21 protein-coding genes are annotated in these 24980 nt (G+C 69.6%); 7 read left to right on the top strand and 14 right to left on the bottom strand.

The features are described from left to right. Positions 1 to 2 precede the first annotated feature (2 nt). From AC07NB_RS09755 to ku, 11 genes are all read right to left on the bottom strand, one after another. Positions 3 to 1523, bottom strand: a complete 1521-nt coding sequence (locus AC07NB_RS09755) for an L-aspartate oxidase (protein WP_494570716.1) — start codon at positions 1521 to 1523, stop codon at positions 3 to 5. Continuing rightward, the gene (locus AC07NB_RS09750) at positions 1520 to 2371 is read right to left on the bottom strand and encodes a metalloprotease (protein WP_494570715.1); all 852 of its coding nucleotides are present in this window, start codon (positions 2369 to 2371) and stop codon (positions 1520 to 1522) included. The genes AC07NB_RS09755 and AC07NB_RS09750 overlap by 4 nt, the downstream gene beginning before the upstream one ends. Positions 2372 to 2486: 115 nt before the next feature. After that, positions 2487 to 2669: a hypothetical protein gene (locus AC07NB_RS09745; RefSeq protein WP_492312379.1), complete on the bottom strand. Its 183-nt coding sequence runs from the start codon at positions 2667 to 2669 to the stop codon at positions 2487 to 2489. Between the two features lie 19 nt (positions 2670 to 2688). After that, positions 2689 to 3768: a quinolinate synthase NadA gene (nadA, locus tag AC07NB_RS09740; RefSeq protein WP_291832220.1), complete on the bottom strand. Its 1080-nt coding sequence runs from the start codon at positions 3766 to 3768 to the stop codon at positions 2689 to 2691. Positions 3769 to 3935: 167 nt separating this feature from the next. Then, positions 3936 to 4748, bottom strand: a complete 813-nt coding sequence (locus AC07NB_RS09735; RefSeq protein WP_494570714.1) for a hypothetical protein — start codon at positions 4746 to 4748, stop codon at positions 3936 to 3938. Positions 4749 to 4830: 82 nt separating this feature from the next. Continuing rightward, entirely contained in the window at positions 4831 to 5355 is a 525-nt protein-coding gene (locus AC07NB_RS09730) for a methylated-DNA--[protein]-cysteine S-methyltransferase (RefSeq protein WP_494570713.1), read from the bottom strand. Then, positions 5336 to 6439 (bottom strand): bifunctional transcriptional activator/DNA repair enzyme AdaA, encoded by a 1104-nt coding sequence (locus tag AC07NB_RS09725; RefSeq protein ID WP_494570712.1) that lies wholly within the window; start codon positions 6437 to 6439, stop codon positions 5336 to 5338. Before AC07NB_RS09725 ends, AC07NB_RS09730 begins: the two co-directional genes overlap by 20 nt. A gap of 231 nt (positions 6440 to 6670) precedes the next feature. After that, positions 6671 to 7768: an HAAS signaling domain-containing protein gene (locus AC07NB_RS09720; RefSeq protein WP_494570711.1), complete on the bottom strand. Its 1098-nt coding sequence runs from the start codon at positions 7766 to 7768 to the stop codon at positions 6671 to 6673. Positions 7769 to 7794: 26 nt separating this feature from the next. Next, positions 7795 to 8124 (bottom strand): PadR family transcriptional regulator, encoded by a 330-nt coding sequence (locus AC07NB_RS09715; RefSeq protein WP_291832190.1) that lies wholly within the window; start codon positions 8122 to 8124, stop codon positions 7795 to 7797. Positions 8125 to 8233: 109 nt separating this feature from the next. After that, the gene (locus AC07NB_RS09710) at positions 8234 to 8929 is read right to left on the bottom strand and encodes an SDR family NAD(P)-dependent oxidoreductase (protein ID WP_494570710.1); all 696 of its coding nucleotides are present in this window, start codon (positions 8927 to 8929) and stop codon (positions 8234 to 8236) included. Positions 8930 to 9020: 91 nt separating this feature from the next. Continuing rightward, positions 9021 to 9893: a non-homologous end joining protein Ku gene (ku, locus tag AC07NB_RS09705; protein ID WP_494570709.1), complete on the bottom strand. Its 873-nt coding sequence runs from the start codon at positions 9891 to 9893 to the stop codon at positions 9021 to 9023. A 134-nt stretch (positions 9894 to 10027) separates the two neighbouring features. Here ku and AC07NB_RS09700 point away from each other — a divergent pair, with 134 nt between their 5' ends. The 4 genes from AC07NB_RS09700 to AC07NB_RS09685 are packed head-to-tail and all read left to right on the top strand — an operon-like array spanning position 10028 to position 13764. Continuing rightward, positions 10028 to 11281 carry a GTP cyclohydrolase II gene (locus tag AC07NB_RS09700; protein ID WP_494570708.1) on the top strand — a complete coding sequence of 418 codons (1254 nt, stop codon included), beginning with the start codon at positions 10028 to 10030 and terminating at the stop codon, positions 11279 to 11281. Next, positions 11268 to 12506 carry a DUF1688 family protein gene (locus AC07NB_RS09695; protein WP_494570707.1) on the top strand — a complete coding sequence of 413 codons (1239 nt, stop codon included), beginning with the start codon at positions 11268 to 11270 and terminating at the stop codon, positions 12504 to 12506. The genes AC07NB_RS09700 and AC07NB_RS09695 overlap by 14 nt, the downstream gene beginning before the upstream one ends. 20 nt (positions 12507 to 12526) lie before the next feature. Next, positions 12527 to 13156 (top strand): uracil phosphoribosyltransferase, encoded by a 630-nt coding sequence (gene upp, locus AC07NB_RS09690; RefSeq protein WP_291832219.1) that lies wholly within the window; start codon positions 12527 to 12529, stop codon positions 13154 to 13156. Further along, the gene (locus tag AC07NB_RS09685) at positions 13156 to 13764 is read left to right on the top strand and encodes a hypothetical protein (protein WP_494570706.1); all 609 of its coding nucleotides are present in this window, start codon (positions 13156 to 13158) and stop codon (positions 13762 to 13764) included. The genes upp and AC07NB_RS09685 overlap by 1 nt, the downstream gene beginning before the upstream one ends. A gap of 31 nt (positions 13765 to 13795) precedes the next feature. Here AC07NB_RS09685 and AC07NB_RS09680 read toward each other — a convergent pair whose 3' ends face one another. Together AC07NB_RS09680 and AC07NB_RS09675 are read right to left on the bottom strand one after the other, a co-directional pair. Continuing rightward, a complete protein-coding gene (locus AC07NB_RS09680) occupies positions 13796 to 17371 on the bottom strand; it encodes a M1 family aminopeptidase (RefSeq protein WP_494570705.1) in 3576 nt (1191 codons plus the stop codon). A gap of 5 nt (positions 17372 to 17376) precedes the next feature. Next, positions 17377 to 18255, bottom strand: a complete 879-nt coding sequence (locus AC07NB_RS09675; protein WP_291836451.1) for an ABC transporter ATP-binding protein — start codon at positions 18253 to 18255, stop codon at positions 17377 to 17379. Between the two features lie 165 nt (positions 18256 to 18420). On the opposite strand from AC07NB_RS09675, the gene AC07NB_RS09670 reads away from it, so the two are divergent. Both AC07NB_RS09670 and AC07NB_RS09665 read left to right on the top strand, forming a co-directional pair. Then, complete coding sequence (locus tag AC07NB_RS09670; RefSeq protein ID WP_494570704.1) at positions 18421 to 20235, top strand: type I secretion system permease/ATPase; 1815 nt, start codon at positions 18421 to 18423, stop codon at positions 20233 to 20235. Next, on the top strand, positions 20232 to 21635 hold the full coding sequence (locus AC07NB_RS09665) for an HlyD family type I secretion periplasmic adaptor subunit (RefSeq protein WP_494570703.1): 1404 nt from the start codon (positions 20232 to 20234) through the stop codon (positions 21633 to 21635). The genes AC07NB_RS09670 and AC07NB_RS09665 overlap by 4 nt, the downstream gene beginning before the upstream one ends. Before the next feature lie 75 nt (positions 21636 to 21710). Here the strand turns inward: AC07NB_RS09665 and AC07NB_RS09660 are convergent, their stop codons facing one another. Continuing rightward, a complete protein-coding gene (locus tag AC07NB_RS09660; RefSeq protein WP_494570702.1) occupies positions 21711 to 23825 on the bottom strand; it encodes a malate synthase G in 2115 nt (704 codons plus the stop codon). A 254-nt stretch (positions 23826 to 24079) separates the two neighbouring features. On the opposite strand from AC07NB_RS09660, the gene AC07NB_RS09655 reads away from it, so the two are divergent. Then, positions 24080 to 24712, top strand: coding sequence for a DUF1345 domain-containing protein (locus AC07NB_RS09655; protein ID WP_494570701.1), 633 nt, complete (start codon positions 24080 to 24082; stop codon positions 24710 to 24712). Positions 24713 to 24980: the final 268 nt, after the last annotated feature.

Here is a 24980-nt window from a genome sequence, read left to right as displayed (position 1 = left end):
ATTCACTCGGCGGCCAGAACGGCGGCGGGGGCCACGACAGGCGCGCGGCTCAGGCGGGTATGGCGCGCATCGGCGTCCGTGTCGGGATAGTCGGACCGGTAGTGGCCGCCGCGGCTCTCGCGCCGCTCCAGCGCGGCCCCGGCGATCAGGCGGGCGGCGATGACCGGCAGGGCGCCGCGCGCCTCCTGCTCCAGTCGCTCCATCAGGGCCAGGGCCCGCGTCAGCCCGGCGGCGTCGCGCACCACGCCGACATTGTCGCTCATGGCCACACGCAGAGCCGTCAGGGCTTCAGGCGCCAGGTCGGGCGCGACGACGGCTTTCACGACCCTTCCCTCTCCGCCCGCTTCCGCGCGGGCGGCCCGGCCCGTGCGGCGTCCGAAGGCGGCGGCCTCAAGCAGGGAGTTGGAGGCCAGCCGGTTGGCCCCGTGCACGCCCGTCGCCGCGCATTCGCCCACGGCGAACAGGCCAGGCAGGCTGGTGCGCCCGTCCAGTCCGGCGGCGATCCCGCCCATGTGGTAGTGGGCGCCCGGCGCGACCGGGATCGGCGTCTCACGCGGGTCCAGCCCCGCATGCATGCAGGCGGCGAAGACGGCCGGAAACTCGTTGGGGAAATGCGCCCCCACCGCCGCGCGGGCGTCCAGATAGGCGCCGCGCCCCTCGGCCCGAGCCTGATGCACGGCGCGGGCGACGATATCGCGGGCCTTCAGGTCTGCGTCGGGCGCATCGCCCAGCAGGAAGTCGCCGTGGGCGTCGATCAGCCGGGCGCCCTCGCCGCGCAGGGCCTCGGTGGCCAGGGGCATGGGATCCACGCCCACGTCGATCGCGGTCGGGTGGAACTGCACGAACTCGGGATCGAGAATCTCGGCGCCCGCCAGCCAGGCCAGCGCCATGCCTTCGCCCAGCAGGGCCGCCGGAGTGGTGGTGCGGGCGTAGAGGCCGCCGGCCCCGCCGGTCGCCAGCACCACCGCCGGAGCCAGCACCTCGACGAGGCGCCCGTCGCGCTCGATCACGGCCCCGCGCACGCGGCCCGTGGCGTCCTGCACCAGGGCGCGCAGCCGTCCGTTCTCCCACACCTCGATATGCGGCGCGGCGCGCACAGAGGCGACCAGCGCCGACAGGATGGCCCGTCCCGCGCCGTCGCCGCCGACCCGGGCCACCCGGGCCTTCGAGTGCGCGGCCTCCAGGCTGACCGCGAAACCGCCGTCGGCGTCCCGGTCGAAAGGCGCGCCCAGCGCGGCCAGCCATTCGACCGTCTGTCTTCCATCATCCGTCAGGGCGCGAACCGCCTCCGGATCGACCAGCCCCGCCCCCGCCGAGGCGGTGTCGGCGGCGTGCAGCGCGGGCTGGTCTTCCGCCGACAGGGCCGCCGCGACCCCGCCCTGGGCCCAGGCCGAGGAGCAGGCCTGCAGCAGAGGCGCCGGCGTCACCACCAGCGTCGGGCGCGGCCCGGCCTCCAGCGCGGCAGACAGGCCCGCCAGCCCGCCGCCGATGATCAGCGGCCCGTCATGACGGATGCGGTTCAACGGCCGAACTCGAATACGCGGGCGCCGTGGGTCAGGCTTTCGGTCAGCGTCTCCACGCCGGGCGCCAGGGCGGCCACGCCCACGCCGACGCATGCGACGGTGGTCAGCACGAACAGGCCGGTGGATTTGGCGGCCTCGCCCCAGCTCAGGCGACGCCCTTCAGGCCTCCAGGCGCCCCGACGCAGGTGGCTGAACAGCGCCAGCGCCAGGAAGCCCGCAAACAGCCAGCTGCCGTTCGACACGCCCCACAGGACGGCCACCGCGCCGACGGCCAGCAGGGCGACCTTCTCCAGCATGGGGTGGATGCGGGCCAGCACCGGACCCAGCGCCTTGGAACCATCCAGCGGCGGCGCGGGGGCCAGATTGATCAGGTTGATGAAGGCGATGGCGAACACCCCCTGCAGCCAGACCACCTGCCCGCTCCACAGATACAGGCCATAGAAGGGGATGGCCGCCAGCAGGCCGAACGCCGGTCCCGCCAGCGACACCAGCACCCCGTGCCATTCGCTGACCGGCAGCCGCTGACCCTTGGCCAGCCCGCCGAGGAAGGGCACGATGTAGATGCGCGCGGGCCCCATGCCGAGGCGGTTCATCGCCAGCACATGCCCGTACTCGTGGACCAGCAGGCCGAACAGCACGGCCGCCACGATCACAACACTCCCGGACCAGTAGTAGATCAGCCCGCCGAGCAGCAGGGTCGAGATCAAGGCCCAGACCGGATGCTGGCCCTTGTCCAGCGGCGCCTCGGCCCCGCGCGCGGGATCGACGGCCGGAGTGACGGGCGCCCGGCCGTCTTCGGGGCGGGGGTCCCAGGGACCGGGACGGCGGGGGGTGTCGATGTCGCTCATCCCTGCGACGTGGCCTTTTCCGCCCTCAGCCACAAGGCCAGTACGGCGAGAAGCCGCAGGGTCTTCCGGTCGACGCCGGCGACGACGCGGACGGGCGGAACATAGTGCATGGATCTCAGTCCAGGTTGTAGGCGCGCGCCTCGGCGGGATTGGCCTTCGCCAGGGCGGCGCGCGACAGGTTCTTGGGCACGCCGCGGCGCGCCAGGATTTCATAGACGCGGCGCAGATCGCTGACCGGCTTGAAGGCGATCCACCGGTTCCGATCGCGCCAGATCAGGATGAGATAGCCAAACGGCATGCGCCAAACTCGAACCACGTCAGATCAACTCCACTGCCACATGATGCCGCGCCTTGATCAGGTCATAGCGCGCCGGGATGGCGGGCGGCGGCAGATCGACCATACGCTGCACGGCCAGCCGCGCCCGCTCGATCATCTCTTCCGGCACCGTCACCTCGAACTGCATCTTCAACAGGCAGTCGCGAATGTTTTCCAGCGTAATCCGCTTCATGTGCGGGCACAGATTGCACGGACCGATGAATTGCACGCCCGGCACGTCGCCCGCGACGTTCGACGCCATGCTGCATTCGGTGATCAGCACCACCTGTTTCGGACGGCGCGCCTCGACATAGTCGACCATCGCCGCGGTCGATCCGGCGAAGTCCGACGCGGCCAGAACGTCCTCCGGGCATTCCGGGTGCGCCAGGATCTCGGCGCCCGGATAGGCGGCCCGCATGTCGGAGATGTCCTGGGCGGTGAAGCGCTCATGCACCTCGCAGCGGCCCTTCCAGGCGATGATCCCCACCGTGGTCTGGGCCGCCACGTTGCGCGCCAGGTATTCGTCGGGGATCAGGATGACGCGGTCGACGCCCCATTCCTTCGCCGCCCACTCCACCACCTGCACGGCGTTGGCGCTGGTGCAGCAGATATCGGTCTCGGCCTTCACGTCCGCGGTCGTGTTCACATAGGTGACCACCGGCAGGCCCGGGTAACGCTGCTTGATCAGGCGCACGTCCGCACCCGTGATCGAGGCGGCCAGACTGCAGCCCGCGCGCAGGTCGGGGATGAGCACCGTCTTTTCCGGGCTGAGGATCTTCGAGGTCTCGGCCATGAAGTGCACGCCCGCCTGGACGATCACCTTCGCCTTCGACCGGGCGGCCTCCTTGGCCAGCCCCAGGCTGTCGCCGACATAGTCGCCGACACCGTGGAAGATCTCGGGCGTCATGTAGTTGTGCGCCAGGATCACCGCGTCGCGCTCGCGCTTCAGCTGGTTGATCTCGTGGATCAGCGCCGCCTGCGCCGGCCATTCCAGCGGCGTCACATGATCCTTGATCTTGGCCCACACCGGCGCGGTCTCGCGCTCCAGGTCCTTCGACAGCCCGAACATGCCGTCCGCCATCCCATCCACCCTTTTGCTCCAAATGAGCAAATCAGAGTTCCTAAGAACGGCGGCCCGGCTCATCGGCCCGCCGCCGACTTATGCTCACTTTTAGCATAAGCAGGGACAATCTAGGCCGATGGCCGGGGATTGCAAGCCCCGGCCTGCTGGAAATGACCGTGCGCGGACTAGCCTCCAGGGCCGATGAGGACCTCACGGGTGACAACCACCAACGGACTGTCGAACATGAAGAAGACCTTGCCTTCCGCCGCCTCGACGTCGTCACCGTACAGACGTTCGCCCTCGACGCGGCTCAGCATGGCCTCGGCGGGCGTGGACGCCGCCGCCGGATGATCCAGGCGGCAATCCTCCGCACGTCGGTTGCGCACGATACAGCTGATCTGCCGCTCGGCCGGCGAGACGCGGGGCGGCCCGGCCGGGGCGGCTTCCGGCTCCGGCCGTCGCGGCTGCTCCCAGTTCTGCACCGACCGCGACCGGCGCGGCGGCGCCCGGTTCGGATTGACGAGGCTGACCTCGCCCGTCGCCCGTGCCAGCGCGTCCCGATCATCCGTCAGCGGCCAGCCGCAGGCGGTCAGAACCTTGTCCAGATTGGCCGATTGCGCCGGCAGGTCGAACGAGCCGCTGAACGCCGGCGTCACGCCTTCTGCGGTGCGGATGGCGAAGGCGCCGCCGCCCCTCAGGAAGCGGGAGTCTCGATGCGCCTCGGTGCTGCGCAATGCGCCGGCCGCGCCGGCCGAGACCCAGGTCTGCACGTCCGAACGGCCGTCCGCGCGCGTCGCCTGCAACGCCACATTGCCCGCCCCCGCAGGCATGCCGGCCAACACCGCCGTCAGTGCGTTGTCGCGACACTGGACGACGACCGCCGCCCCACCGTCAAAACGTACGACCGCGGCCGTCAAATGCCGCGCCGGATCTTCCTGGAATTCCCAGTCATCGTCCTGCGCGACCGCGGCCGACGCAAATCCCAGCCCGGCCATCATGGCCAGACCCAAACAAAGTTCCGTCTTCATCTTAAAAACCCCAAACAGCCCGCGCGCAGTGACACGCAGACTCAGGGTCTCGTCAAGCGGTCCTGACCCCCTCATGGGCCAGCAGCCAGCGCTTGCGCTCAAGCCCGCCCGCATAGCCGGTCAGGGTCCCGTTCGCGCCGATCACCCGGTGGCACGGCACGATCACGGCGATCGGATTCTGGCCGTTGGCCAGCCCCGCCGCCCGCACCGCCTTCGGAGACCCGATCGCCGCCGCCAGCTGGCCGTAGCTGCGCGTTTCGCCCGCCGGGATGGAGCGCAACGCCGCCCAGACCGCCTTCTGGAAGTCGGTGCCGCCGGTCTTCACCGGCAGGGCGTCCAGCGCCTGCACATCCCCGCTGAAATAGGCCTCGACCGCCCGTCTCACGCTCTCCGGCGCCCGGCCCTCGGCCAGGGCCGCGTTGGGACTGTGCCGTCCCAGCAGGCGGTGCATCCGGTCCTCGTATCCGGCGAAGTCCAACGCCCGCACCGCGCCCTCGGGCCCGGTGACCAGCAGAACGTCGCCGACAGGCGTCGCCACCCGGTCCAGCGTCAGGGTTTCAGGCTGCACGTTTCGCATCGTCGTTCTCCGTCACATCCGCGCCGCTGATCCCGGCCACCGCCAGGTGCAGCGCTCCATAGGCCCGCCACGGTCGCCATCGTTCGGCGCGCGCGGTCAGGCGTTCGTCTTCCAGTCGGTCATTCGGCGGATCGGCGCCCTCGTCCATCCACAGACCGGGCAGCCGCAACCCCGGCCGCGCCGCGACCAGCGGCTGCAGCAGGGCGTCAGCGGACAGGTCACGGGCGATGGCGTCCGGATCCGCCGACAGGTCGAACACCCGCCGCACCCGCGCCAGCACGCCCGGCATCGCCTTCAGCTCGGCCGTCTCGACACAGACCGAGACCCGGCCCGCCGCGCCCGGCTCGACCGAGACCGAACCCTCGGCGCCGTCGATCTCACGGGTCAGGACGCGCGACCATCTGCGGCCCTCGACCGTGTCGCCCCGCCCGGCCAGCGCCGCCAGCATCGCGTCCCAGTCATAGGGCGGGCGGTAGGGCAGGCTCAGCACCACCCCGCCCTCGTGCGCCCGCTCGCCGCGGCGCCGCAGCGCCGAGGGCGGCCGCTCATACAGGGCCTGAAAGGTCTCGTTGAAGCGCCGCACGCTGCCGAAGCCGGAGGCCAGCGCCACCTGCGCCATCGACAGGTCCGTCTGGTGGATCAGCGCCTTGGCCAGCAGCACCCGGCGGGTCTGCGCCACGCTGACCGGCGCCGCGCCCAGATGCTGGCGGAAGAGGCGGCGCAGGTGCCGCTCGCCGACCCCCAGCCGGCCGGCCAGTCCGTCTACGTCGCCTTCGTCCAGGGCGCCCGCCTCGATCAGCGCCAGCGCCCGGCTCACCGTATTGGAGGTCCCGCGCCAGGCGCCCATGTCCGGCGCCGTCTCGGGCCGGCAGCGCAGGCAGGCGCGGAAACCCGCCTCCTCGGCCGCCGCCGCCGTGACCACGAAGATCATGTTCTCGCGTTTCGGGGTCCGCGCCGGACAGACCGGGCGGCAGTAGATGCCCGTGGTCTTCACACAGCCGAAGAACCGCCCGTCGAACCGCGCGTCGCGCGTCAGCACGGCGCGGTAGCAGGCCTCCTGATCAAGCTCGCTCGCGTTTTCCATGACCGGGAAGATAGGCCCGCCGCTCCGCAAACGCTCGCGGTTTTCGGACATGGGTGTGGGCGGCGGGTGCACAGTCGGCCGCCAAGGAGCCCAGCCAGTGGTGAGTGGCTAGTGATTAGTGGATGGCGGCTGCGACGCCGGTGCTGGGTCATTGTGAGCCCCCGCCCGCGACATCGAACCACTAGTCACTAACCACTAATCACTTTCCACCCCAGTCTATCCGGGCGCCGCTCAGACCTTCGGCAGCCGCTCGTCGTAGCCGGTGACAAGACGGAAGGCCGAGCGGGCCACCTTCACCACCGCGCTGGCGAAGCCGAAGGCGATGCACAGCATCAGGACGGTCGACAGCGGCCACCAGCCTTCCTGAATGGTGTTGGTGACCCGCGACATGAAGGCCTCGACGGTCGGGACGAACACCACCTTCGACAGGGGCGAGTACAGCCACAGCCAGCCGAACAGCGCGCCTTCCGCCAGGCCGAAGCCGATGTCGCCCAGGGCCGTGAACCGCACCCCGTCAGGCCGCGCCACCCGCATCACGTCGAAGACGACGCGCGCCAGCCCGAAGGCGATCACCGGCCAGTACAGCAGCGTATGGATCTGGCTCAGCATCCGGCCGTAGTCGACGCCGCCCACCACCGCGCCCAGGGTCTCGGGCGTCGTGTGCGTCAGCGGCAGCCAGCCGATCCACCACAGCAGGACCACGCTCCAGCCCACCGCGCTGCCCACGGCCCGCGCCATCGGGGAGGCACGACGACCCTTGCGCGGCGTCTTCAGCGTCCAGTCGCCCTCGCTCAGGCCGCGCGAGACGGCCTCGGCGTTCAGCCCGCCGCCGAACTCGAACAGGCCCAGGTCCTTGACCCGCCATTCGCGCAGGAAGCTGGGCTTCTCCTTCTGCCGCTCGATGATGAAGCCGCCGAGGGTGGCGAAACCTATCAGCATGATCGCGCCGTTGAAGATGCTGTGGAACGCCTGGCCGATGGCCCGGCCGACTTCCTCGTCGCCGATCAGGATGCGCACCAGCGCCCCGATCGCGGTGATCGCCACGATGGCGATCAGGCCGGCGCGCACGCCGAACATCCACCAGGGATAGAGCTCCGGCCCCACCACATGCTGCGGCCCCGAGCCGTAGCGCGCCGCAACCGACAGCGGATGGCCGACATCGCGCAGGATTTCTTCCTGTTCGGCCTCGGTCAGGGGACGGCCCAGGGCCTCCTCCTTCTCCTCGAAGCGGCTCAGGATCATGTCGCGCAACTCGGCGACGATATCGGCCCGCTGGTCCTGCGGCAGCTGGGCGGCGACAGCGTTCAGATAGCGATCAATCAGGTCCATCAGACTTTCCCTTCGTCCCTGGAATTTCAAAGAATCTTATCGAGCGAGGCGTTGATGCCCCGCCATTCGTCGGTGAGCGCGGCGAGCATCGAGACGCCCCCCGGCGACAGGCGGTAGAAGCGCTTCTTGCGCTTCTCCTCCTCGCGCCACTCGCTCTCCAGCAGGCCTTGGCTCTCCAGCCGGCGCAGCAGCGGATAGAGGGTCGATTCCTCCATCTCCAGCCCGTCGGCGGCCAGCGCCTGGCGCAGGGTGTAGCCGTACCGCTCGGTCCTGAGGCAGGCGAGCACCGCCAGCACCAGCGACCCGCGGCGCAACTCCAGCCGCATGCTTTCAAAAAGGTCCGGATCGGCGTCCATGCCATCCCTCCTGTTGCGTCACATAGTGTGTGACACACAGTGTATGCGGCATACTGTATGAGGGAGTCAAGCGGGTGGCTCGATCAGCCTCCCGGCCTTGTCGCCTCGTCTATTCAGGTATCCGGACGCCGTCCCAGGCGAACACGCCGCCGCTGTCGGTCGGCCGCAGCCCGTCGATGACATCCAGCAGATAGCCGGCGGACTGAGCGGGACTGAACAGCTTGCCCGGCTTGACCCCGCGCTGGAACGGCGCGCTCAGGGCGGTGTCGACCGTGCCCGGATGCAGGCCCGCCACCACCGCCTGCGGATGGGTGCGGGCCATCTCGATCGCCAGATTACGCAGCATCATGTTCAGCGCCGCCTTCGACGCCCGATAGCTGTGCCAACCGCCGAGCCGGTTATCGCCGATCGATCCGACCCGCGCGGAAAGGACCGCGAACACCGAGCGCCCCTCGCGGGGCAGCAGCGGCAGGAAATGTTTGGCGACCAAGGCGGGTCCGATCGTGTTGATCCGGTAGTCCCGAGCCATGTGGACAGGGTCAATCGCGCGGTAGCTTCGCTCGGGCTCGAACCCGCCATGCAGGACGCCTGACGCAACCAGCACCAGACCCGGGTGACCCCCGCCGTCTATCCCTGTGGCCGCCGCTGCGATCGACGCCTCGTCTTCCAGATCCAGTCCGGTCGCCCGCGACAATGCGTGGACGCGGCCGAAGCGCTCTGTGCCGTTGAGCGCTGTCACCAGTGCGGCCCCCAGACCGCCCGATGCGCCGACCACGACCGCCGAGGGAGCTGGGATGTCCGTCATGACCCGATCAGGGCCTGACGGGCCCGCGCGGTCAAGCGCATCGCGCGGGAGCGGGCGTTGAAACGCCCCCAACTGCCGCTCGCTGATCGCCCTAGGCCGCCTTGGTCTTGGCCGCAGGCTTCTTCGCCGCGCTCTTTTTCGCGGGCGCCCTGGCCTTCGCCGGGGCCTTCTTCGCCCCCGTCGCCGACCCCTTCAAACTGTTCCTCAACGCCGCCATCAGGTCGATGACGTTGGTGTCGTCGGGCTCGGGCGCCGCGACGAGGGCCTTCTTGCCGCCCTTCTGCTTGGCCTTGATCAGGGCCTTCAGGGCGTCGTCGTAACGGTCCTTGAATTCAGAGGGATCGAAGTCCGCCTGCTTCTGGTCGATGATGCGGGTGGCGATCTCGACCATGTCCTTGTCGGCCTTCACCGCCGGGATGTCGTCGAAGAAGTCGCCCGCGTCGCGCACCTCGTCATGGGGCCGCAGGGACCAGGCTACCAGCCCCTTGCCCCGCACTTCCAGCGCGATCTGCCGCTCGCGATTGCGCAGAACCAGCGTGCCGATGGCGATCTTGCCCGCCGCCTTCATGGCGTCGCGGATGACGGCGAAGGCTTCGGCGCCCACGCCCTTCTCGGGCACGACATAGAAGGGATCGTCCCAGTACAGCCGGTCGATGTCGTCCTCGTCGACGAACTGGCCGATGTCGATGGTGCGGGTGCTTTCCAGCTTCACCTTCTCGAAGTCGGCGTCGTCCATCAGGACGTACTCGTCCTTGGACACCTCAAAGCCCTTCACCAGGTCGGCGCGTTCCACCGGCTCGCCCGTGCCGGAATCGACCGGCGCCATGCGGATGCGGTTGTTGGTGTCCGGGTTGATCAGGTGGAAGCTGACATGCCCGGCGCTCGACGTCGCCGTGTACAGCGCGACCGGGCAGGTCACGAGCGACAGCTTCAGATGTCCCTGCCAGGTGGGGCGGGCCGCCATGATGAACTCCCTTGATGCCTGCTGAGAACGCCGGTCGCCGGGACTCGTTCAACCCACTGGACAGCACGTCTGATCGGGTGTGTCCTGATGAGTCCGGCGCAAGAAAAACAACAAGCCGGATCGAGCGAGGAAACATGTCCAACCGACCGAGCCACATCCGGCTCAACTCCCACCCTGGTGCGGGAACCGTCAGCCGCTTCCCGCTGAACTGGGGCGCGCCGACCGCGCGGGAACGCGGCCCCGTCATCGGCACCGTCAATTCGGGTAGCGACCGCAACGCCATCGGCGCCCACGGCGGCGCCTATTCGGTCTATCGCGCCTTGGCCGTGTCGTCGGGCGCCATGAGCGCCAACAACCGGCCCGACCTGACCAACACCTCGCCGACCACCCCCATGGGGCCGTTCCCGCAGTGGACGGACGGCGGCAAGATCGTCTCGCTGGACCCCTGGGGCGCCCGCGTCGCCGAGGACTTCGCCGCCGAGATCCAGGATGGCGTCGACATCCGCCCGACCATCGCCGTGACCCGCGCCCGGCTCCAGCTGAGCGAGATCAACGAAGCCATCGCCGCCGGCCGGATCAAGGTCGACGGGACCGTGGTGCACGACACCGGCGACGTGGCCGTCACCAAGGCCGCCATCGACCCGGTCTGGTATCTGCCGGGCATCGCCGAACGCTTCGGCGTCACCGAAACCGCCCTGCGCCGCACCCTGTTCGAACAGACCGGCGGCATGTACGCCGACCTGGTCACCCGCCCCGACATCAAGGTCTTCCTGCCCCCCATCGGCGGCATCACCCTGTACATCTTCGGCGATCCGGCCGCGATCGCCGACCCGGCGCGCCGACTGACCTGCCGGGTCCACGACGAGTGCAACGGTTCCGACGTCTTCGGCTCCGACATATGCACCTGCCGCCCCTATCTGACCCACGGCATCGAGGAATGCGTGCACGAGGCCCAGAACGGCGGCGCGGGCCTGATCGTCTACAATCGCAAGGAAGGCCGGGCGCTGGGCGAGGTCACGAAATTCCTCGTCTACAACGCCCGCAAGCGTCAGCCGGGCGGCGACCAGGCGGCCACCTATTTCGAGCGCACCGAATGCGTCGCCGGCGTCCAGGACGCCCGCTTCCAGCAGCTGATGCCGGACATCCTGCACTGGCTTGGGATCACCAGGATCGACCGCTTCGTCTCCATGTCGAACATGAAGCACGACGCCCTCACCGGCTCGGGCATCGAGATCGGCGAGCGCGTGCCGATCCCAGACTACCTGATCCCGCCCGACGCCTCCGTCGAGATGGAGGCCAAGAAGGCGGCCGGCTACTTCACGCCCGAAGGCGCCAAGTCCGCCGACGAGCTGACCCGCGTGGTGGGCCGCGATCTTGAGCAGTTCTGACGCCGGGCAGGCGCGCAGCCTGCTGACCCCCGCCGCTGTCCGCGAGCGGGCCCATGAGATGCTGGCCATCGGTGTCGCCGACGGCCTTGAGCACTGGCGCGTCGATCTGGACCGCTTGCCGGAGACGGCGCGCTATGTCGCCGCCGTCATCCGCGACCAGTATCCGACCCTGGCCGTGCCCTTCCACGCTCGATGGCGCCATTTCGCCATCCAGGGCCAGGACTTCTGGGGGCCGGTCGCGGACTCTCGCGCCTGGCCGGACGCCGCAAACCGGGCGCGGACCGAGTTCGACCTGGCCATCGTCTCGGTGCTGCTGGACGCCGGCTCGGGACCCGGTTGGGCCTATCGCGACGCCCGCACCGGCGTGATCCTGACCCGCTCCGAGGGCCTGGGCATCGCCTCCCTGCGGATGTTCGAGGCGGGGGTCTTCTCGATCACCGAGCGCGACCCCTGGCGGGTCGACGCCCAGGCCCTGGCCGCCCTGACCACCGAGGCGCTGGCGGAGGGCTTCCAGGTCTCGGGCGCCAATCCCCTGGCCGGGCTGGAGGGCCGGGCAGCCCTGCTGCGGCGGCTGGGCACGCAATGCCTCGCCCGGCCCGACCTGTTCGCCACGGCCGACACGCCCCGCCCAGGCGGCTTGGCCGATGTCCTGATCGCCCAGGCGACCGAAGGCGCCCTGCCCGCCCCGGCCATCCTCGAACTGCTGCTCGAGGCCTTCGGTCCGGTCTGGCAGGACCGGCTGACGCTTGGCGGCGTCGATCTAGGCGACTGCTGGAAGCATCCAGCGATGAAGCGCGACGACGCCACCGATGGTCTCGTGCCGATCCACAAGCTGTCCCAGTGGCTCAGCTATTCGCTGGTCGAACCGCTGCAGACCGCGGGCCTCAAGGTGGTCGATCTGGACGGCCTCACCGGGCTGGCGGAATACCGCAACGGCGGCCTGTTCACCGACCTGGGCGTGCTGACGCTCAAGGACCCGGCGGACGCGGACAAGGCCTGGCCGGTGTCCGACCCGCTGGTGGTCGGCTGGCGCGCCATGACCGTGGCCCTGCTGGACCAGATCGCGCCGCTGGTGCGGGCCGAACTGGGCGTCACCGCCGAGGCCATGCCGCTGGCCAGCGTGCTGGAGGGCGGCACCTGGGCCGCCGGACGCCGCGCCGCCGCCGAACGCCGACCGGGCGGCGGACCGCCCCTGACCATCCTCTCCGACGGGACCGTCTTCTGATGCCGAAAGCCGCCTTCAAGATGGACGGGGTCACCATCGTCGGTCACCCGCTGGTCGCCCACAAGCTGTCGATCATGCGTTCGAAGGACACCTCGACCGCGCGGTTCCGGGCCCTGCTGCGGGAGATCTCGACCCTGCTCTGCTACGAGGTCACGCGCGACCTGCCGCTGGAGGACTATCCGGTCGAGACCCCGGTCGGGCCCACCACCGGCTCCCGCATCGAGGGCAAGAAGCTGGTCTTCGTGCCCATCCTGCGCGCCGGCCTGGGTCTGGTCGAAGGGATGCTGGACCTCGTCCCCTCCGCCCGCGTCGGCCATGTCGGCCTGTACCGCGAGCCCGAGACCCTGGACGCGGTGGAGTACTATTTCCGCGCCCCGGAGGACGTCGGCGATCGCCTGTGCATCGTCATCGACCCCATGCTGGCCACGGCCAATACGGCGGTCGCGGCCATCGAACGGCTGAAGGAGCGCGGCGTCACCAATCTGCGCTTCGTCTGCCTGGTCGCCTCGCCCGAGGGGCTGGAGCGGCTACGCGGCTGGCATCCCGACGTGCCCGTCTGGGTCGCCGCCGTGGACGAGCGGCTGAACGACCACGGCTACATCGTGCCGGGCCTGGGCGACGCCGGCGACCGGCTGTTCGGGACGCGGTGATGCGGCGCGCCATCGCCCTGACCAGCCTGATCGGGATGCTCGCCGCGAGCGTCCCGGGTTCCGTCGCGGCCGCGCCCGAGGACGCGATCCGCGCCGCTCGGGTCACCCCCCATCGCAGGGAGGGACTGCTCTTCGGGTGCGAGTTGAACATCCTCGTCCTGCGCCGGGCGGGGCCGGAGCAACCCCCGACCCAGGCCTTCGCGGGATCCGCGATGGTGCTGAATCACATGAGCGGAGAACAGGCCGCCGTGCTGCGTCTCGGCATCTCCGGACCGGACAGGCGACTGCAGCCCCTGGCTCACGGCGTCCTGGTCGGAGACGGCGCGGAGACCTCGCGCGAGTTCATCCGGCGCGAGGAGTCCGACGGCACGGGGGTCGAGATGTTCGTCTACCGGATGGGCCCGCAGACCTCGGCCTTCTTCAGCGGCCTGGCGGATCTCGGGATCGCCGAAGTCGCCTACCAATCCAGCCCGGGCGCCGCGCTGGAACGCTTCCGGATCGATGTCAGCGGTCGACCGGAACTGCTCGCCGAATGGCGAGGCTGTCTCTCCGACCTGGCGAACAGCCCGGCCCCGGGATCGCCCGCCCAGGAGCGAAACCCGAGTTGAGCCGGACCACGTCCAGCTCAACCGTTTCGCCCTAGTCCACCGGCCTGACGTTGTCGTCCGAGTTGCGGTCGATCCACTTGTTGTAGGGATCAACGCCCACGAACGACGGCTTCTTCGTCGTGATGAAGCGCAGGGTCTGCACCCCGGTCCGGATGGGGCGGCGCTCCAGCAGGATGACGTCGCCCTCGTTGAAGCGGCCCTTGCCCGGCTCGGCGCCGAACAGGCCCACGTCGAAGCTTTCGTTCAGCGGCGCGTCGGTCTCCTTGCCCTGCCCGTCCGCGTACAGCTTGCGGGCGTCGACGGTGATGGTGACGTCCCAGCGGCCGTCGGCGCGGCGGGTCGCCGTCGAGCCGGTGGTCTTGACGTCATACAGGGTGATCTTTTCGAACAGGTCGGTGATCAGGGCCTGCTTGTCCGCCGGCGCCTCGGCCCGGAGGGCGGCCACGAGGTCCAGGGAGCGGGGATAGGGCGCGCCCTTGAAGGCGTATTGCGCCAGCACCCGGCGCAGGGCGCGATTGACCGCGTCCTCGCCGATCTGATCGCGCAGCAGGTACATGACCAGCCCGCCCTTCTGGTAGTGGATGTACTGCTGGTTCTCGTTGCGGAACAACGGCATCTCTTCCAGCCGCTCGGTGCCGCGCGAGCGCAGGTAGCGGTCCAGCTCGAACTTCAGGAAGCGGCGGATCTGATCCCGGCCGTACTTCTTCTCCATCACCATCAGCGCCGAGTACTGCGCCAGGGTTTCCGACAGGGTGGTCATGCCCTGCTGGTTGGAGCCGACGACCTGGTGCGCCCACCACTGGTGGCCGAACTCGTGCGCGGCGACATAGGTGACGTAGTCGATCTTGGTCGGGTCGCTGAGGTCGGCGATGAAGCCGAGCCCTTCAGACCAGGCGAAGGTGTTGGGGAAGGACTGGGCGTAGGACGCGTAGTCCGGGAACTCCACGATCCGGGCCTGACGGAACTGGTAGGGGCTGAAATTGGCCTGGAAGTAGTCCAGCGACGACTCCAGCGCATCCAGCATCCGGCCCACGTTGCGGGTGTGGGCGGGGTCGTGGAAGACCACCAGCTCGACCCCGTTGTGCTCGCGCCGGGTCTGGGCGTAGCGGGCCGACTGGATCGAGAAGAAGTTCAGCACCGGAGACTCGGTGACGAAGCGCGCCGTGCGGCGACCGTTGGCCGTGACGTCCGAGCGCTTGTCGCCGGGCGCGACCACGGTCTGGTCGGCGTCGGTCGTGACGGTGATGTCCGCCGTCACCCAGTCGGCGCCGATGTAGTTGTGGGCGCGGGCGCTTTCGTCTTCCAGCTTGGCCGGACGCAGCTCGGCGGGCAGGCCCAGCTTGCGGCGCTTGGCGCGGTCGGTCAGCAGGCCGCGGCGATCCATGCCGACCGTCGGCGTGAACTCGCCGTTGGTGACGAAGGTGCCGTTGTCGACCAGGCGGGTGGTGTTGCCGCTGTTCTTGAAGCCGCGCTGCTCCAGCACGGTCTCGAACTGCACGGTGCGGCGCTCGCCCGGCTGCATCGGGGTGTCGAAGCGATAGATGCGGTAGTCGAACTCCGGCCACTCGCGGGCGACCGTCGCGCCCTGCACGAGCAGTTGCTTCATCTCCAGGTCGTCGCTCCAGCGCAGGTGAACTTCGCGCAGGGGCTGGTCGGTCTTGTTCTCCAGCACATAGCTCCCGCGCGTGGTCAGCTTGGGCGCATGGGGATGCAGGTCCATGACCAGACGCACGTCCGAGACCGACGGCTGCGGCTGGGTCTCGTAGCGCAGCAGGGTCTTCTCGGCGTCGGCCTGAAGCCGCTCGGTCTGGCTGTCGGTGCGGTACTCGTTCCAGACGTTGGTGTTCGTGTAGATGAAAACGCCCAGGCCGACGAAGGCCGCCAGCGCCACGCCGCCGATCGCGCCCGCCGGGCCCATCAAACGGCGCGGGAAGCGCTTGAGACGCGGCCACAGCCGGGTCTCCGTACCGCGACGCCACAGACCGTAGGCGATGACCAGCAGCACCACCGCGAAGGCGGTCCAGTAGGCGTCCAGCCAGGCGTTGAACCCGGCGTAGTCGCCCGTGCCGTTCATGTCCGACAGCGGCACCCCGATGCCCCGGCCGTAGGCGTAGAGCACGTGGTCGAAGCCGAGGTTGGACAGCACGATCGTCGAGATCATGTAGACGACCATGATCGCCCAGCCGACGAACTTGTTGGGCGACAGCGCCTGGACGAAGATCGCCAGCACGGCCAGCAAGCCGAAGCTCACGGCCTGCGGGATGACATACCAGAACAGGTATTTGCCCAGCTCGAAGTCGGTGTAGCCCTTGATGGTCTGAACGACGACGCCCGCCACCACGCCGATCAGGGCGGTGGAGATGAGCACCAGCGCCAGCGCCAGGGTCTTGGGAACCAGGAAGGTCCAGTCCGGGGTCGAGGTGGCGTCGATGATCTCGTGCACCTTGCGGTCACGATCGCGCCAGACCAGCTCGCCCGAATAATAGATCGCGATGACGATGGAGATCAGGCCGAAGGCGCCGGTCAGGCCGGTGATCGCCACGCGGGTGACCAGCAGCAGCGGCGCGCCGTAGATCTCGCCCATGAAGAACAGGGTCGCCACGGCGAAGGCGAAGCCCAGCAGGATCAGGACGACATAGGCGGGGCTCTTGAAGATCAGGGCCGTCTCGAAAGCCGTGCGCGAGACCAGCCGCGCCACGCCGCTGGCGAAGCCATGGCTCGGAGCCGGCAGGTCGCCCAGGGGCGCGGACACGGGCGCGGCGGCCTCGGCCAGCGCGCGCAGGCGCTCCTGCTTCTTCGGCTTCGCGCCCTTGGCGGCGGGACGGTAGAGCAGATAGGCGCCGGCCAGCAGGGCCGCGCCGACCGCGACCCAGATGACCCGGTTCCAGAGCAGCACGCCTTCCAGCGGCGGGTTCAGCGTGTTCCGCTCGGCCGCCGTCCAGTATTTGGTGACCAGCGAATAGGCGCCGCTGCCGAAGGGCTCGGCCCAGGCCAGGGCGGTTTCGAACTCGGGTTTCGTGCCCAGGGCTCCGGTGGTGCCCAGGTAGACGATCAGGACCGCGACCACGCCGACATAGGTGGCCATCATCGACCGGGTGAGGGTCGCGAGAGTGAAGAACAGGGCCGAGGTCAGGAACAGGCCCGTCAGGCCGAAGACGCCATAGGCGTAGAGATAGTCCTGTGGCCGGAACGCGCCCACCGTCTCGGGATCGACCCAGGGCATCATCGTGCCCAGCAGGGTGCCGATGGAGATGCTGAAATAGCAGAGCGACACCGCCGCGAACGCGCCGAAGAAGCGGCCGTACAGATAGGCGCCCTTGGTGATCCGGGTGCTCTGGATCATCGGCCCGAAGCCGGTCTGGGTGTCCCGCGCCACGACGTTGGCCACGATGGCCGTCGTGGCCAGCATGAAGAAGACGTTGAAGATGATGTGGGCGACGGACAGCGCGTAGGGCGCATTCTTGTGAACGTTGCCGCCCGATCCCAGCGAGACGTTGTCGCTGGCGACCGCGCCGAAGGCCAGCAGGCCGAAGACGATGGCGATGACCCAGAACGCCGGCTGGCGCAGCTGGTAGCGGAACTCGAAGCTCGCGATTTTGCCGAACATGGGGATCAGGCCGCGCGGCGGGTCTTGGCGACGGTCGCCAGATAGACATCCTCAAGGCCGCCGGGCGCGCCTTCGAAGCCGTCTCCCGGGTGGTTGTCGGCGAGGACGTGGATCACGGTCCGGCCCGCCAGCAGACGGGTCGAGATGACCTCGTAGCGCTTCTTGAAATCGGGCAGCTCGGCCTTGTCGATGATCCGCTTCCAGATCCGCCCCTCCAGCGTGTGCTGCAGGTCGGCGGGGACGCCTTCCAGCTGGATCTTGCCGCCGGCCAGCACCGCCATGCGGGGGCACAGGTCGGTCACGTCGCCGACGATATGGGTCGACAGGATGACGACGACGTTCTCGCCCACCTCGGCCAGCAGGTTGAGGAAGCGGTTGCGCTCCTCAGGGTCCAGACCGGCGGTGGGCTCGTCGACGATGATCAGTTCGGGGTTGCCGATCAGGGCCTGGGCGATGCCGAAGCGCTGGCGCATGCCGCCCGAGAAGCCGGCCAGCGCCTTGCCGCGCACGGGCCACAGGTTGACCTGGTTCAGCAGCGCCTCGACCGTGGCCTTGCGCTCCCTGCCGTTGGCGATGCCCTTCAGCACCGCCATGTGATCGAGCATGTCGTAGGCCGAGACCCGCGGATAGACGCCGAAATCCTGGGGCAGGTAGCCGAGGACGCGGCGCAGCTTCTCCGGCTCGCTGATGACGTCGATGTCGCCGAAACGGATCGAGCCCGAGGTCGGGGTCTGCAGGGTCGCGATCGACCGCATCAGGGTGGATTTGCCGGCGCCGTTGGGTCCCAGCAGCCCGAACATCCCCTTGGGAATGGTCAGGCTGACGTCATCCAGTGCGCGAGTCCCGTTGCCGTAGATATGGGTCAGGTTCTCGATCGTCAGCATGCCACGCCCTCCGTGAAGGGCGGCACCCTGTCGCGCCAACCCTTTGGCGGCAAGTTAAACATGGGTCAGAAATGCGTTCGCTCAACCTATGCGCGGCGCCGCTATGGGATTGGCGTTCCACAGGTTAGAGTAGCGTCGTACTTCCCGCAGGACCCGACCCGACACGTGCTGAAAAACCTGCTGCCCAGCAAACCGGGAACGGAGCCCCTCGCCGAGGCGCTCATCGCGTGCCGCTCGCACTTCGTCTGGGCGGCGGTGTTCTCCGCGCTCGTCAACCTGCTCTATCTGACGCCGACCCTGTACATGATGCAGGTGTACGACCGGGTGGTGCCGACAGGCGGCATCCTGACCCTGACCCTGATCACCTGCGTGGCCGTGCTGGCCCTCGGTGCCCTGGCCGGACTGGACTGGCTGCGCGGACGGCTGATGCTGCGCGCCGGGCTGCGGTTGGACCGCATGCTGTCGGGCAAGGTGCTGCAGCGGGTCATGGACCTGCAGGCCAAGGCGCCCAACACCCAGGCTCTGCGCGAGTTCGACAACGTGCGCGGCGCCATCGGCGGCCAGGGCATGCTGGCCCTGTTCGACGCGCCCTGGACCCCGATCTACCTGCTGTGCTGCTTCCTGCTGCACCCGGCCATCGGCGTGCTGACGCTGGTCGGCGGCCTCACCCTGTTCACCCTCGCCTGGCTGAACGAGCGCGACACCCGCCCGCGCCTGAACCGGGCCATCCAGTCGCAGAACCACGCCTACGCCGCCCAGGAAGGGATCGCCGGCCAGGCCGAGGTGGTCCGCGCCCTGGGCATGCGCCAGTCCTCCATCGCCCGTCAGGTCGAGCAGCGCCGCCACGCGACGGCCGCCCAGGCCGACGCCCAGCTGGCCGGGGGCCGCTACTCCGGCGCGATCAAATTCCTGCGCCTGGTGATGCAGTCCGCCGCCCTGGGCCTGGCCGCCTATCTGGCGGTGAAGGGCGAGATCTCGCAGGGCTCCATCATCGCCTCCTCGGTGCTGCTGAGCCGCGCCGTCGCGCCGGTGGAGCTGCTGGTCGGGGTGTGGCCCAACCTGGTCCAGGCCGTGGCCAGCTGGAAGACCCTGACCGAACTGTTCGGCGCCACCGCCTCGGTGGAGCGCGAGCGCACCGCCCTGCCCGACCCCAAGGGCCGGCTGCAGGTCGAGGCCGTGTCGGTGAAGTTCCCGGAGACCGAGAACCCGCAACTGCGCGGCGTCGCCTTCGCGCTGAAGCCCGGCGAGACCCTGGGCGTCGTGGGCGCCAGCGGCTCGGGCAAGACCACCCTGGCCCGGGTCGTCGCCGGCGCGCTGAAGCCGCAGGCCGGCGCGGTCCGCCTGGACGGCGCCGAGTATGAGGCGCGCGAGGGCGACGAACTGGCCCGCTGGATCGGCTATCTGCCGCAGGTCCCCAGCCTGTTCGCCGGGACCATCAAGGACAACATCTCGCGCTTCGCCACCGCCACGGGCGTCGATCAGGACACCGCCGACCGCGGGGCGGTGAAGGCCGCCATGCAGGCCGGCGCGCATGAGCTGATCCTGCGCCTGCCCAACGGCTACGACACCCTGCTGGGCCCGTTCGGCCAGGGCCTGTCCGCCGGTCAGGCGCAGCGCGTGGCGCTGGCGCGGGCGCTGTACAACGAACCCGTCCTGCTGGTGCTGGACGAGCCCAACTCCAACCTCGACCAGGAAGGCGAGGCGGCGCTGATGCAGGCCATCCTCGGCGCCGCCGCGCGCGGCGCGGCCGTGGTCATCATCGCCCACCGCGCCGGAGTCCTGGCCCGGGTCGACCGGCTGCTGATGATGCGCGACGGCATGGTCCAGCTGGAAGGCCCCCGCGAGGAGGTGCTCGAGAAGATGCGCGCCACCACGCCGCGCGGCCCCGCCCCGACCGCGCCGCAACAGGCGCCGGGTCAACCTCAGCAAACCCAGGGCCGGATCTCCAGCTCCGCCCAACCGCCGCGACGCAGCCAATGACCGACGCCACAGCGCCCCAGGACCCGGCCGCCCCCGCGCCGGAGACCGCCGCCGCGCCGCCACCTGTCGCCCTGCCCGAAGCGCCGTCCGGTCCGACGGTCGTCGCCGACACGCCGCGGCTTGAGCTGTGGATCGGCGGGATCATCATCCTCGTCTTCTTCATCATCGGCCTGGGCTGGGCCGCCATCGCGCCGCTGGACGCCGGCGCCTATGCGGACGGCCAGGTCGCCGTCTCGGGCAACCGCCAGGCGGTGCAGCACCGCGAGGGCGGCGTCGTCAGCGCCCTGCTCGTGGCCGAGGGCGACACCGTCCAGCGCGGCCAGATCCTGCTGCAGCTGTCCAGCGGCGAGCTGAAGGCCACCGAGCGCGGCGTGGCCAGCCAGGTCTACGCCCTGATCGCCCAGCGCTCCCGGCTGGTGGCCGAGCGCGACCGGATGGGCTCGATCCCCACGCCGCCGGAGTTCGCGGACCTGGCGCCCGAGGACGCGGCCCTGGCCCAGGAGTCGCTCCGCATCCAGCAGCTGCAGTTCGGGGCCCGCCGCACCGGCCGCTCGACCGAGACGGGCGTGCTGAGCCAGCGGATCGCCCAGCTGAACGACCAGATCGACGGCTATCAGCGCCAGATCGAGTCCAACCAGGAGCAGCAACGCCTGATCCAGGAGGAGCTGACCGGCATGCGCGGCCTGGCCGAGAAGGGCTATGCGCCGCAGACCCGCGTCCGGGCGCTGGAGCGCACCGCCGCCCAGCTGGACGGCGAGCTGGGCTCCCTGCGCGCCCAGATCGCCCGCTCGCGCGAGGCGGTGGGCGAGACCCGGCTGCAGATGGCCGGCGTGAACACCAAGATGGGCGAGGACGTCGCCGACCAGCTGCGCCAGATCGACGTGCAGCTGAACGAGCTGCGTCCGCGCATGATCGAGCTCCGGGCCCAGATCGCCCGCAACGAGGTTCGCGCCCCGGCCACCGGCCAGGTCGTCGGCCTGACCATCTTCACCCAGGGCGGGGTCATCCAGCCGGGCCAGACCCTGATGGAGATCGTGCCCAACGACGCCTCGCAGGTGATCGTGGCCAAGGTCACCCCCACCGACATCGACAACCTGCGCATCGGCCAGACCACCGAGGTCAAGTTCCCCGGCCTGCGCGAGCGCAACCCGCCGATCATCCACGGCACGGTGAAGAGCATCTCGGCCGACAGCTTCACGGTCGAGGAGACCGGCGCCAGCTTCTACCGCGCCGAGATCGTCGTCCCCGCCAACGAGCTGGCCAAGCTGGGCCGGGGCGCCGAGGTCCTGCGTCCGGGCGCGCCGGTGCAGGTGGTCATCCTGCTGCGCAAGCGGACGGCCCTGGCCTATCTGCTGGAGCCGCTGACGAACAACCTGTGGCGCTCGGGCAGCGAGCAGTAGGGGTTAGGGGCTAGGGGCTAGGGGCTAGGGAGATGCTGTTCCAGCTCACTCGCCAAATGCTCCCACGGCCCCAGCCTAGACCCTAGACCCTAGATCCTTCTTCTCCGCCCTGAACCGGTGCAGCAGCGGCTCGGTGTAGCCGTTGGGCTGTTCGGTTCCCTCGAACACCAGGGCCCGCGCGGCCTGGAAGGCGAGGCTGGCGTCGGGGTTCGGGGCCATGGGCTCATAGAGCGGGTCGCCCGCGTTCTGGGCGTCGACCTTGGCGGCCATCTTCAGCAGGGCGGCCTCGACCTGATCGGCGGTGCAGACGCCATGCAGCAGCCAGTTGGCCATATGCTGGGAGGAGATGCGCAGGGTGGCGCGGTCCTCCATCAGGCCGACGTCGTGGATGTCCGGCACCTTGGAACAGCCGACGCCCTGGTCGATCCAGCGCACGACATAGCCGAGCAGGCCCTGGGCGTTGTTCTCCAGCTCCTCGGCGACCTCTTCCCCCGACCAGTTGCGGCCCTCGGCCAGCGGGGCGGTGAGCAGGGGTTCGAGACCGGGAACCGGCTGCGCCGCGATGGCCTCGCGCAGGGCGAAGACGTCGGTCTGGTGATAATGGAGGGCGTGCAGGGTGGCCGCCGTCGGCGACGGGACCCAGGCGGTGTTGGCGCCGGTCTTCGGATGCGCCGCCTTCTGCTCCAGCATGTCGGCCATGCGGTCGGGCGCGGCCCACATGCCCTTGCCGATCTGGGCCTTGCCCGACAGGCCGCAGGCCAGGCCGATGGCCACGTTGCGGGCCTCGTAGGCGCTGATCCAGGCGGAGGACTTCATCTCCGCCTTGCGCACCACCGGACCGGCCCGCATGGCGGTGTGGATCTCGTCGCCGGTGCGGTCCAGGAAGCCGGTGTTGATGAAGACCAGCCGGTTGGCGACCTGCTTCAGGCAGGCGGCGAGGTTGGCCGAGGTGCGGCGCTCCTCGTCCATGACGCCGACCTTCAGGGTCCAGCGGTCGAGGCCGAGAATGTCCTCGACCCGCCCGAACAGGTCATTGGTGAAGGCGACCTCGTCCGGCCCGTGCATCTTGGGCTTCACGATATAGATCGAGCCTTCACGGCTGTTGCGGAACCGGCCCCGTCCCTTGAGGTCGTGGATGGCGGCGGCGGCGGTGACCAGGGCGTCCAGCACGCCCTCGAACACCTCGGACCCATCCGCCAGACGGACGGCGGGGGTGGTCATCAGGTGGCCGACGTTGCGCACGAACAGCAGCGACCGGCCCGGCAGGGTCACGGTCGAGCCGTCCGGCGCGGTCACGACCTTGTCCGGGTTCAGGGCGCGGGTCAGGGTCTGGCCGCCCTTCTGGAAGGTCTCGACCAGATCGCCCTGCATCAGGCCCAGCCAGTTGCGGTAGGCGGCGACCTTGTCGGCGGCGTCGACGGCGGCGATCGAGTCCTCGAGATCGACGATGGTCGAGAGCGCGGCTTCCAGCATCACGTCGGAAATCCCGGACGGGTCGGTCGCGCCGATGGGATGGGCGGGGTCGAAGACCACCTCGATGTGCAGACCATTGTGCCTGAAGACACGGCCCGCCCCCGTCTGGCCGACATACTGGCCGGGGTCCTTCAGGGCGATGCCGCCCGAAGGATCGCCGAGGTCGGCCCACGATCCCTGCGCCAGCGGCACGGCCTCATCGAGGAAGGCCTTGGCGCGGGCGACCACGCGGGCGCCGCGGGCGGCGTCATAGGGGCCGGGTGGCGGCAGATCGCCCAGGGCGTCCGTGCCGTAGAGGGCGTCGTAGAGGCTGCCCCAGCGGGCGTTGGCGGCGTTGAGGACGAAGCGGGCGTTGAGCGCCGGCACGACCAGCTGCGGCCCGGCCAGGGTGGCCACCTCGGCGTCGACCCGGGTGGTCGCGATGGCGAAGGGCTCGGGCTCGGGGACCAGGTAGCCGATCTCGCGCAGGAAGGCGGCGGCGGCCGCCGGGTCCTGCGGCCGACCCGCGCGGTCGATGGACCACTGGTCGATCCTGGCCTGCAGGTCGTCGCGCACGTCCAGCAGGGCGCGGTTGCGGACGGCGGCGTGGGCGAACAGGTCGGCGGCGCCGGTCCAGAAGCGCTCGGCGGTGATGTCGAGGCCCGCAAGCACTTCGGCCTCGATGAAGTCGGCCAGTTCCTGTGCGACCTGAAGTCCGGCGCGCGGCGTCATCGACATGGGCGTCTCCCGTGGGCGAGGCTGTAACATTCCGTGATGACGCGGGGGAAGTCGAGGGCCATTTCGCGGATGCGAAGGGATTCCGCACTGGGAAAAAACGGATGCGAAGAGCGCCAAAGTCGTGCGGATCGGAAACAACGAAAACGGGATGCGGTGCAAGATCGTCCATCTTCGCACGCCGGTACGTCAGGAACGGACGCGTCTCACCGCCCCATCGCCTTGAACGGGCGATGGAGAGGTGATGCAGTGTCCCCATGACCTGGCTCCGCCTCCACTGGCCTCTCGCCGTACTGATCCTGATCGCCGCGTCGGGCGTGCTGTGGCCGGTGTCCGGAGGCTGGCTGTCGCGGATCGCGCTGGCGTGGGACATCGGCGTCGGCCTGTTCTTGATCGAGAGCGCCGTGAAGGTGATCCGCACCCGCTCGGCCGATGCGATCCGCAAGCGCGCCTCGGCGCTGGACGAAGCGGGCCCCGCCATCCTGCCGCTGGCCCTGATCGCGGCGGTGGCCAGCGTGGTCGTGGTGGTCGGGGAAGCGGCGCAGGGCGGCGGCGGCTCGGCGGTGCTGGCCCTGACGACGGTCGTGCTGTCGTGGCTGTTCGTGCACGTGATCTTCGCCTTTCACTACGCCCACGTCTTCTATGCGGCGGGCGACAAGGGCGACCGGGGCGGGCTAGTGTTTCCCGGCGACGATCCGGAGCCCGACTACTGGGACTTCCTGCATTTCTCGCTGATCATCGGCGTCGCCTCGCAGACGGCGGACGTGCAGATCACCGACCGGGGCGTGCGCCGGACCTCGACCGTGCACAGCCTGGCGGCCTTCGTCTTCAACACCGTGGTGGTGGCCCTGACGGTCAATATGGCGGTGGGGCTGCTGGGCGGATCCTGAGCCTCACGCCTTGACTTGAACACCTTTGCAGGCCATTTGCCCGCTGCACCGCACCATTTGCGGTCTCCGGCGTCTCCAGCGCGTGTGGGTCTTCCTCCCCGAAGATCTGACTGTAGCAGCCGCCGGCTCCTCAAGATTCATTCGCTGCCCGGACACGCGGGGCGGCGCCCGATCCACCCCGAAGGTCTCACGCTTGAGGCCCTTATCGGGACTGGCGGTGCGCGGCCCTGACGGCTTACGAGCCATGGCTGATGCGCGTCGCCGCATG

The organism is Brevundimonas sp. GW821-FHT09G01, assembly GCF_059416065.1.
Note: the sequence above shows the minus strand (reverse complement) of the source record. Positions and strands in the feature narration are given on the sequence as shown.

Excerpts from the sequence above, each read along its gene's own strand:
- AC07NB_RS09750 (WP_494570715.1), bottom strand. The coding sequence starts at position 2,371 with ATGAGCGACATCGACACCCCCCGCCGTCCCGGTCCCTGGGACCCCCGC.
- AC07NB_RS09745 (WP_492312379.1), bottom strand. The coding sequence starts at position 2,669 with ATGCCGTTTGGCTATCTCATCCTGATCTGGCGCGATCGGAACCGGTGG.
- nadA (WP_291832220.1), bottom strand. The coding sequence starts at position 3,768 with ATGGCGGACGGCATGTTCGGGCTGTCGAAGGACCTGGAGCGCGAGACC.
- AC07NB_RS09735 (WP_494570714.1), bottom strand. The coding sequence starts at position 4,748 with ATGATGGCCGGGCTGGGATTTGCGTCGGCCGCGGTCGCGCAGGACGAT.
- AC07NB_RS09730 (WP_494570713.1), bottom strand. The coding sequence starts at position 5,355 with ATGCGAAACGTGCAGCCTGAAACCCTGACGCTGGACCGGGTGGCGACG.
- AC07NB_RS09725 (WP_494570712.1), bottom strand. The coding sequence starts at position 6,439 with ATGGAAAACGCGAGCGAGCTTGATCAGGAGGCCTGCTACCGCGCCGTG.
- AC07NB_RS09720 (WP_494570711.1), bottom strand. The coding sequence starts at position 7,768 with ATGGACCTGATTGATCGCTATCTGAACGCTGTCGCCGCCCAGCTGCCG.
- AC07NB_RS09715 (WP_291832190.1), bottom strand. The coding sequence starts at position 8,124 with ATGGACGCCGATCCGGACCTTTTTGAAAGCATGCGGCTGGAGTTGCGC.
- AC07NB_RS09710 (WP_494570710.1), bottom strand. The coding sequence starts at position 8,929 with ATGACGGACATCCCAGCTCCCTCGGCGGTCGTGGTCGGCGCATCGGGC.
- ku (WP_494570709.1), bottom strand. The coding sequence starts at position 9,893 with ATGGCGGCCCGCCCCACCTGGCAGGGACATCTGAAGCTGTCGCTCGTG.
- AC07NB_RS09700 (WP_494570708.1), top strand. The coding sequence starts at position 10,028 with ATGTCCAACCGACCGAGCCACATCCGGCTCAACTCCCACCCTGGTGCG.
- upp (WP_291832219.1), top strand. The coding sequence starts at position 12,527 with ATGGACGGGGTCACCATCGTCGGTCACCCGCTGGTCGCCCACAAGCTG.
- AC07NB_RS09685 (WP_494570706.1), top strand. The coding sequence starts at position 13,156 with ATGCGGCGCGCCATCGCCCTGACCAGCCTGATCGGGATGCTCGCCGCG.
- AC07NB_RS09680 (WP_494570705.1), bottom strand. The coding sequence starts at position 17,371 with ATGTTCGGCAAAATCGCGAGCTTCGAGTTCCGCTACCAGCTGCGCCAG.
- AC07NB_RS09675 (WP_291836451.1), bottom strand. The coding sequence starts at position 18,255 with ATGCTGACGATCGAGAACCTGACCCATATCTACGGCAACGGGACTCGC.
- AC07NB_RS09665 (WP_494570703.1), top strand. The coding sequence starts at position 20,232 with ATGACCGACGCCACAGCGCCCCAGGACCCGGCCGCCCCCGCGCCGGAG.
- AC07NB_RS09660 (WP_494570702.1), bottom strand. The coding sequence starts at position 23,825 with ATGTCGATGACGCCGCGCGCCGGACTTCAGGTCGCACAGGAACTGGCC.
- AC07NB_RS09655 (WP_494570701.1), top strand. The coding sequence starts at position 24,080 with ATGACCTGGCTCCGCCTCCACTGGCCTCTCGCCGTACTGATCCTGATC.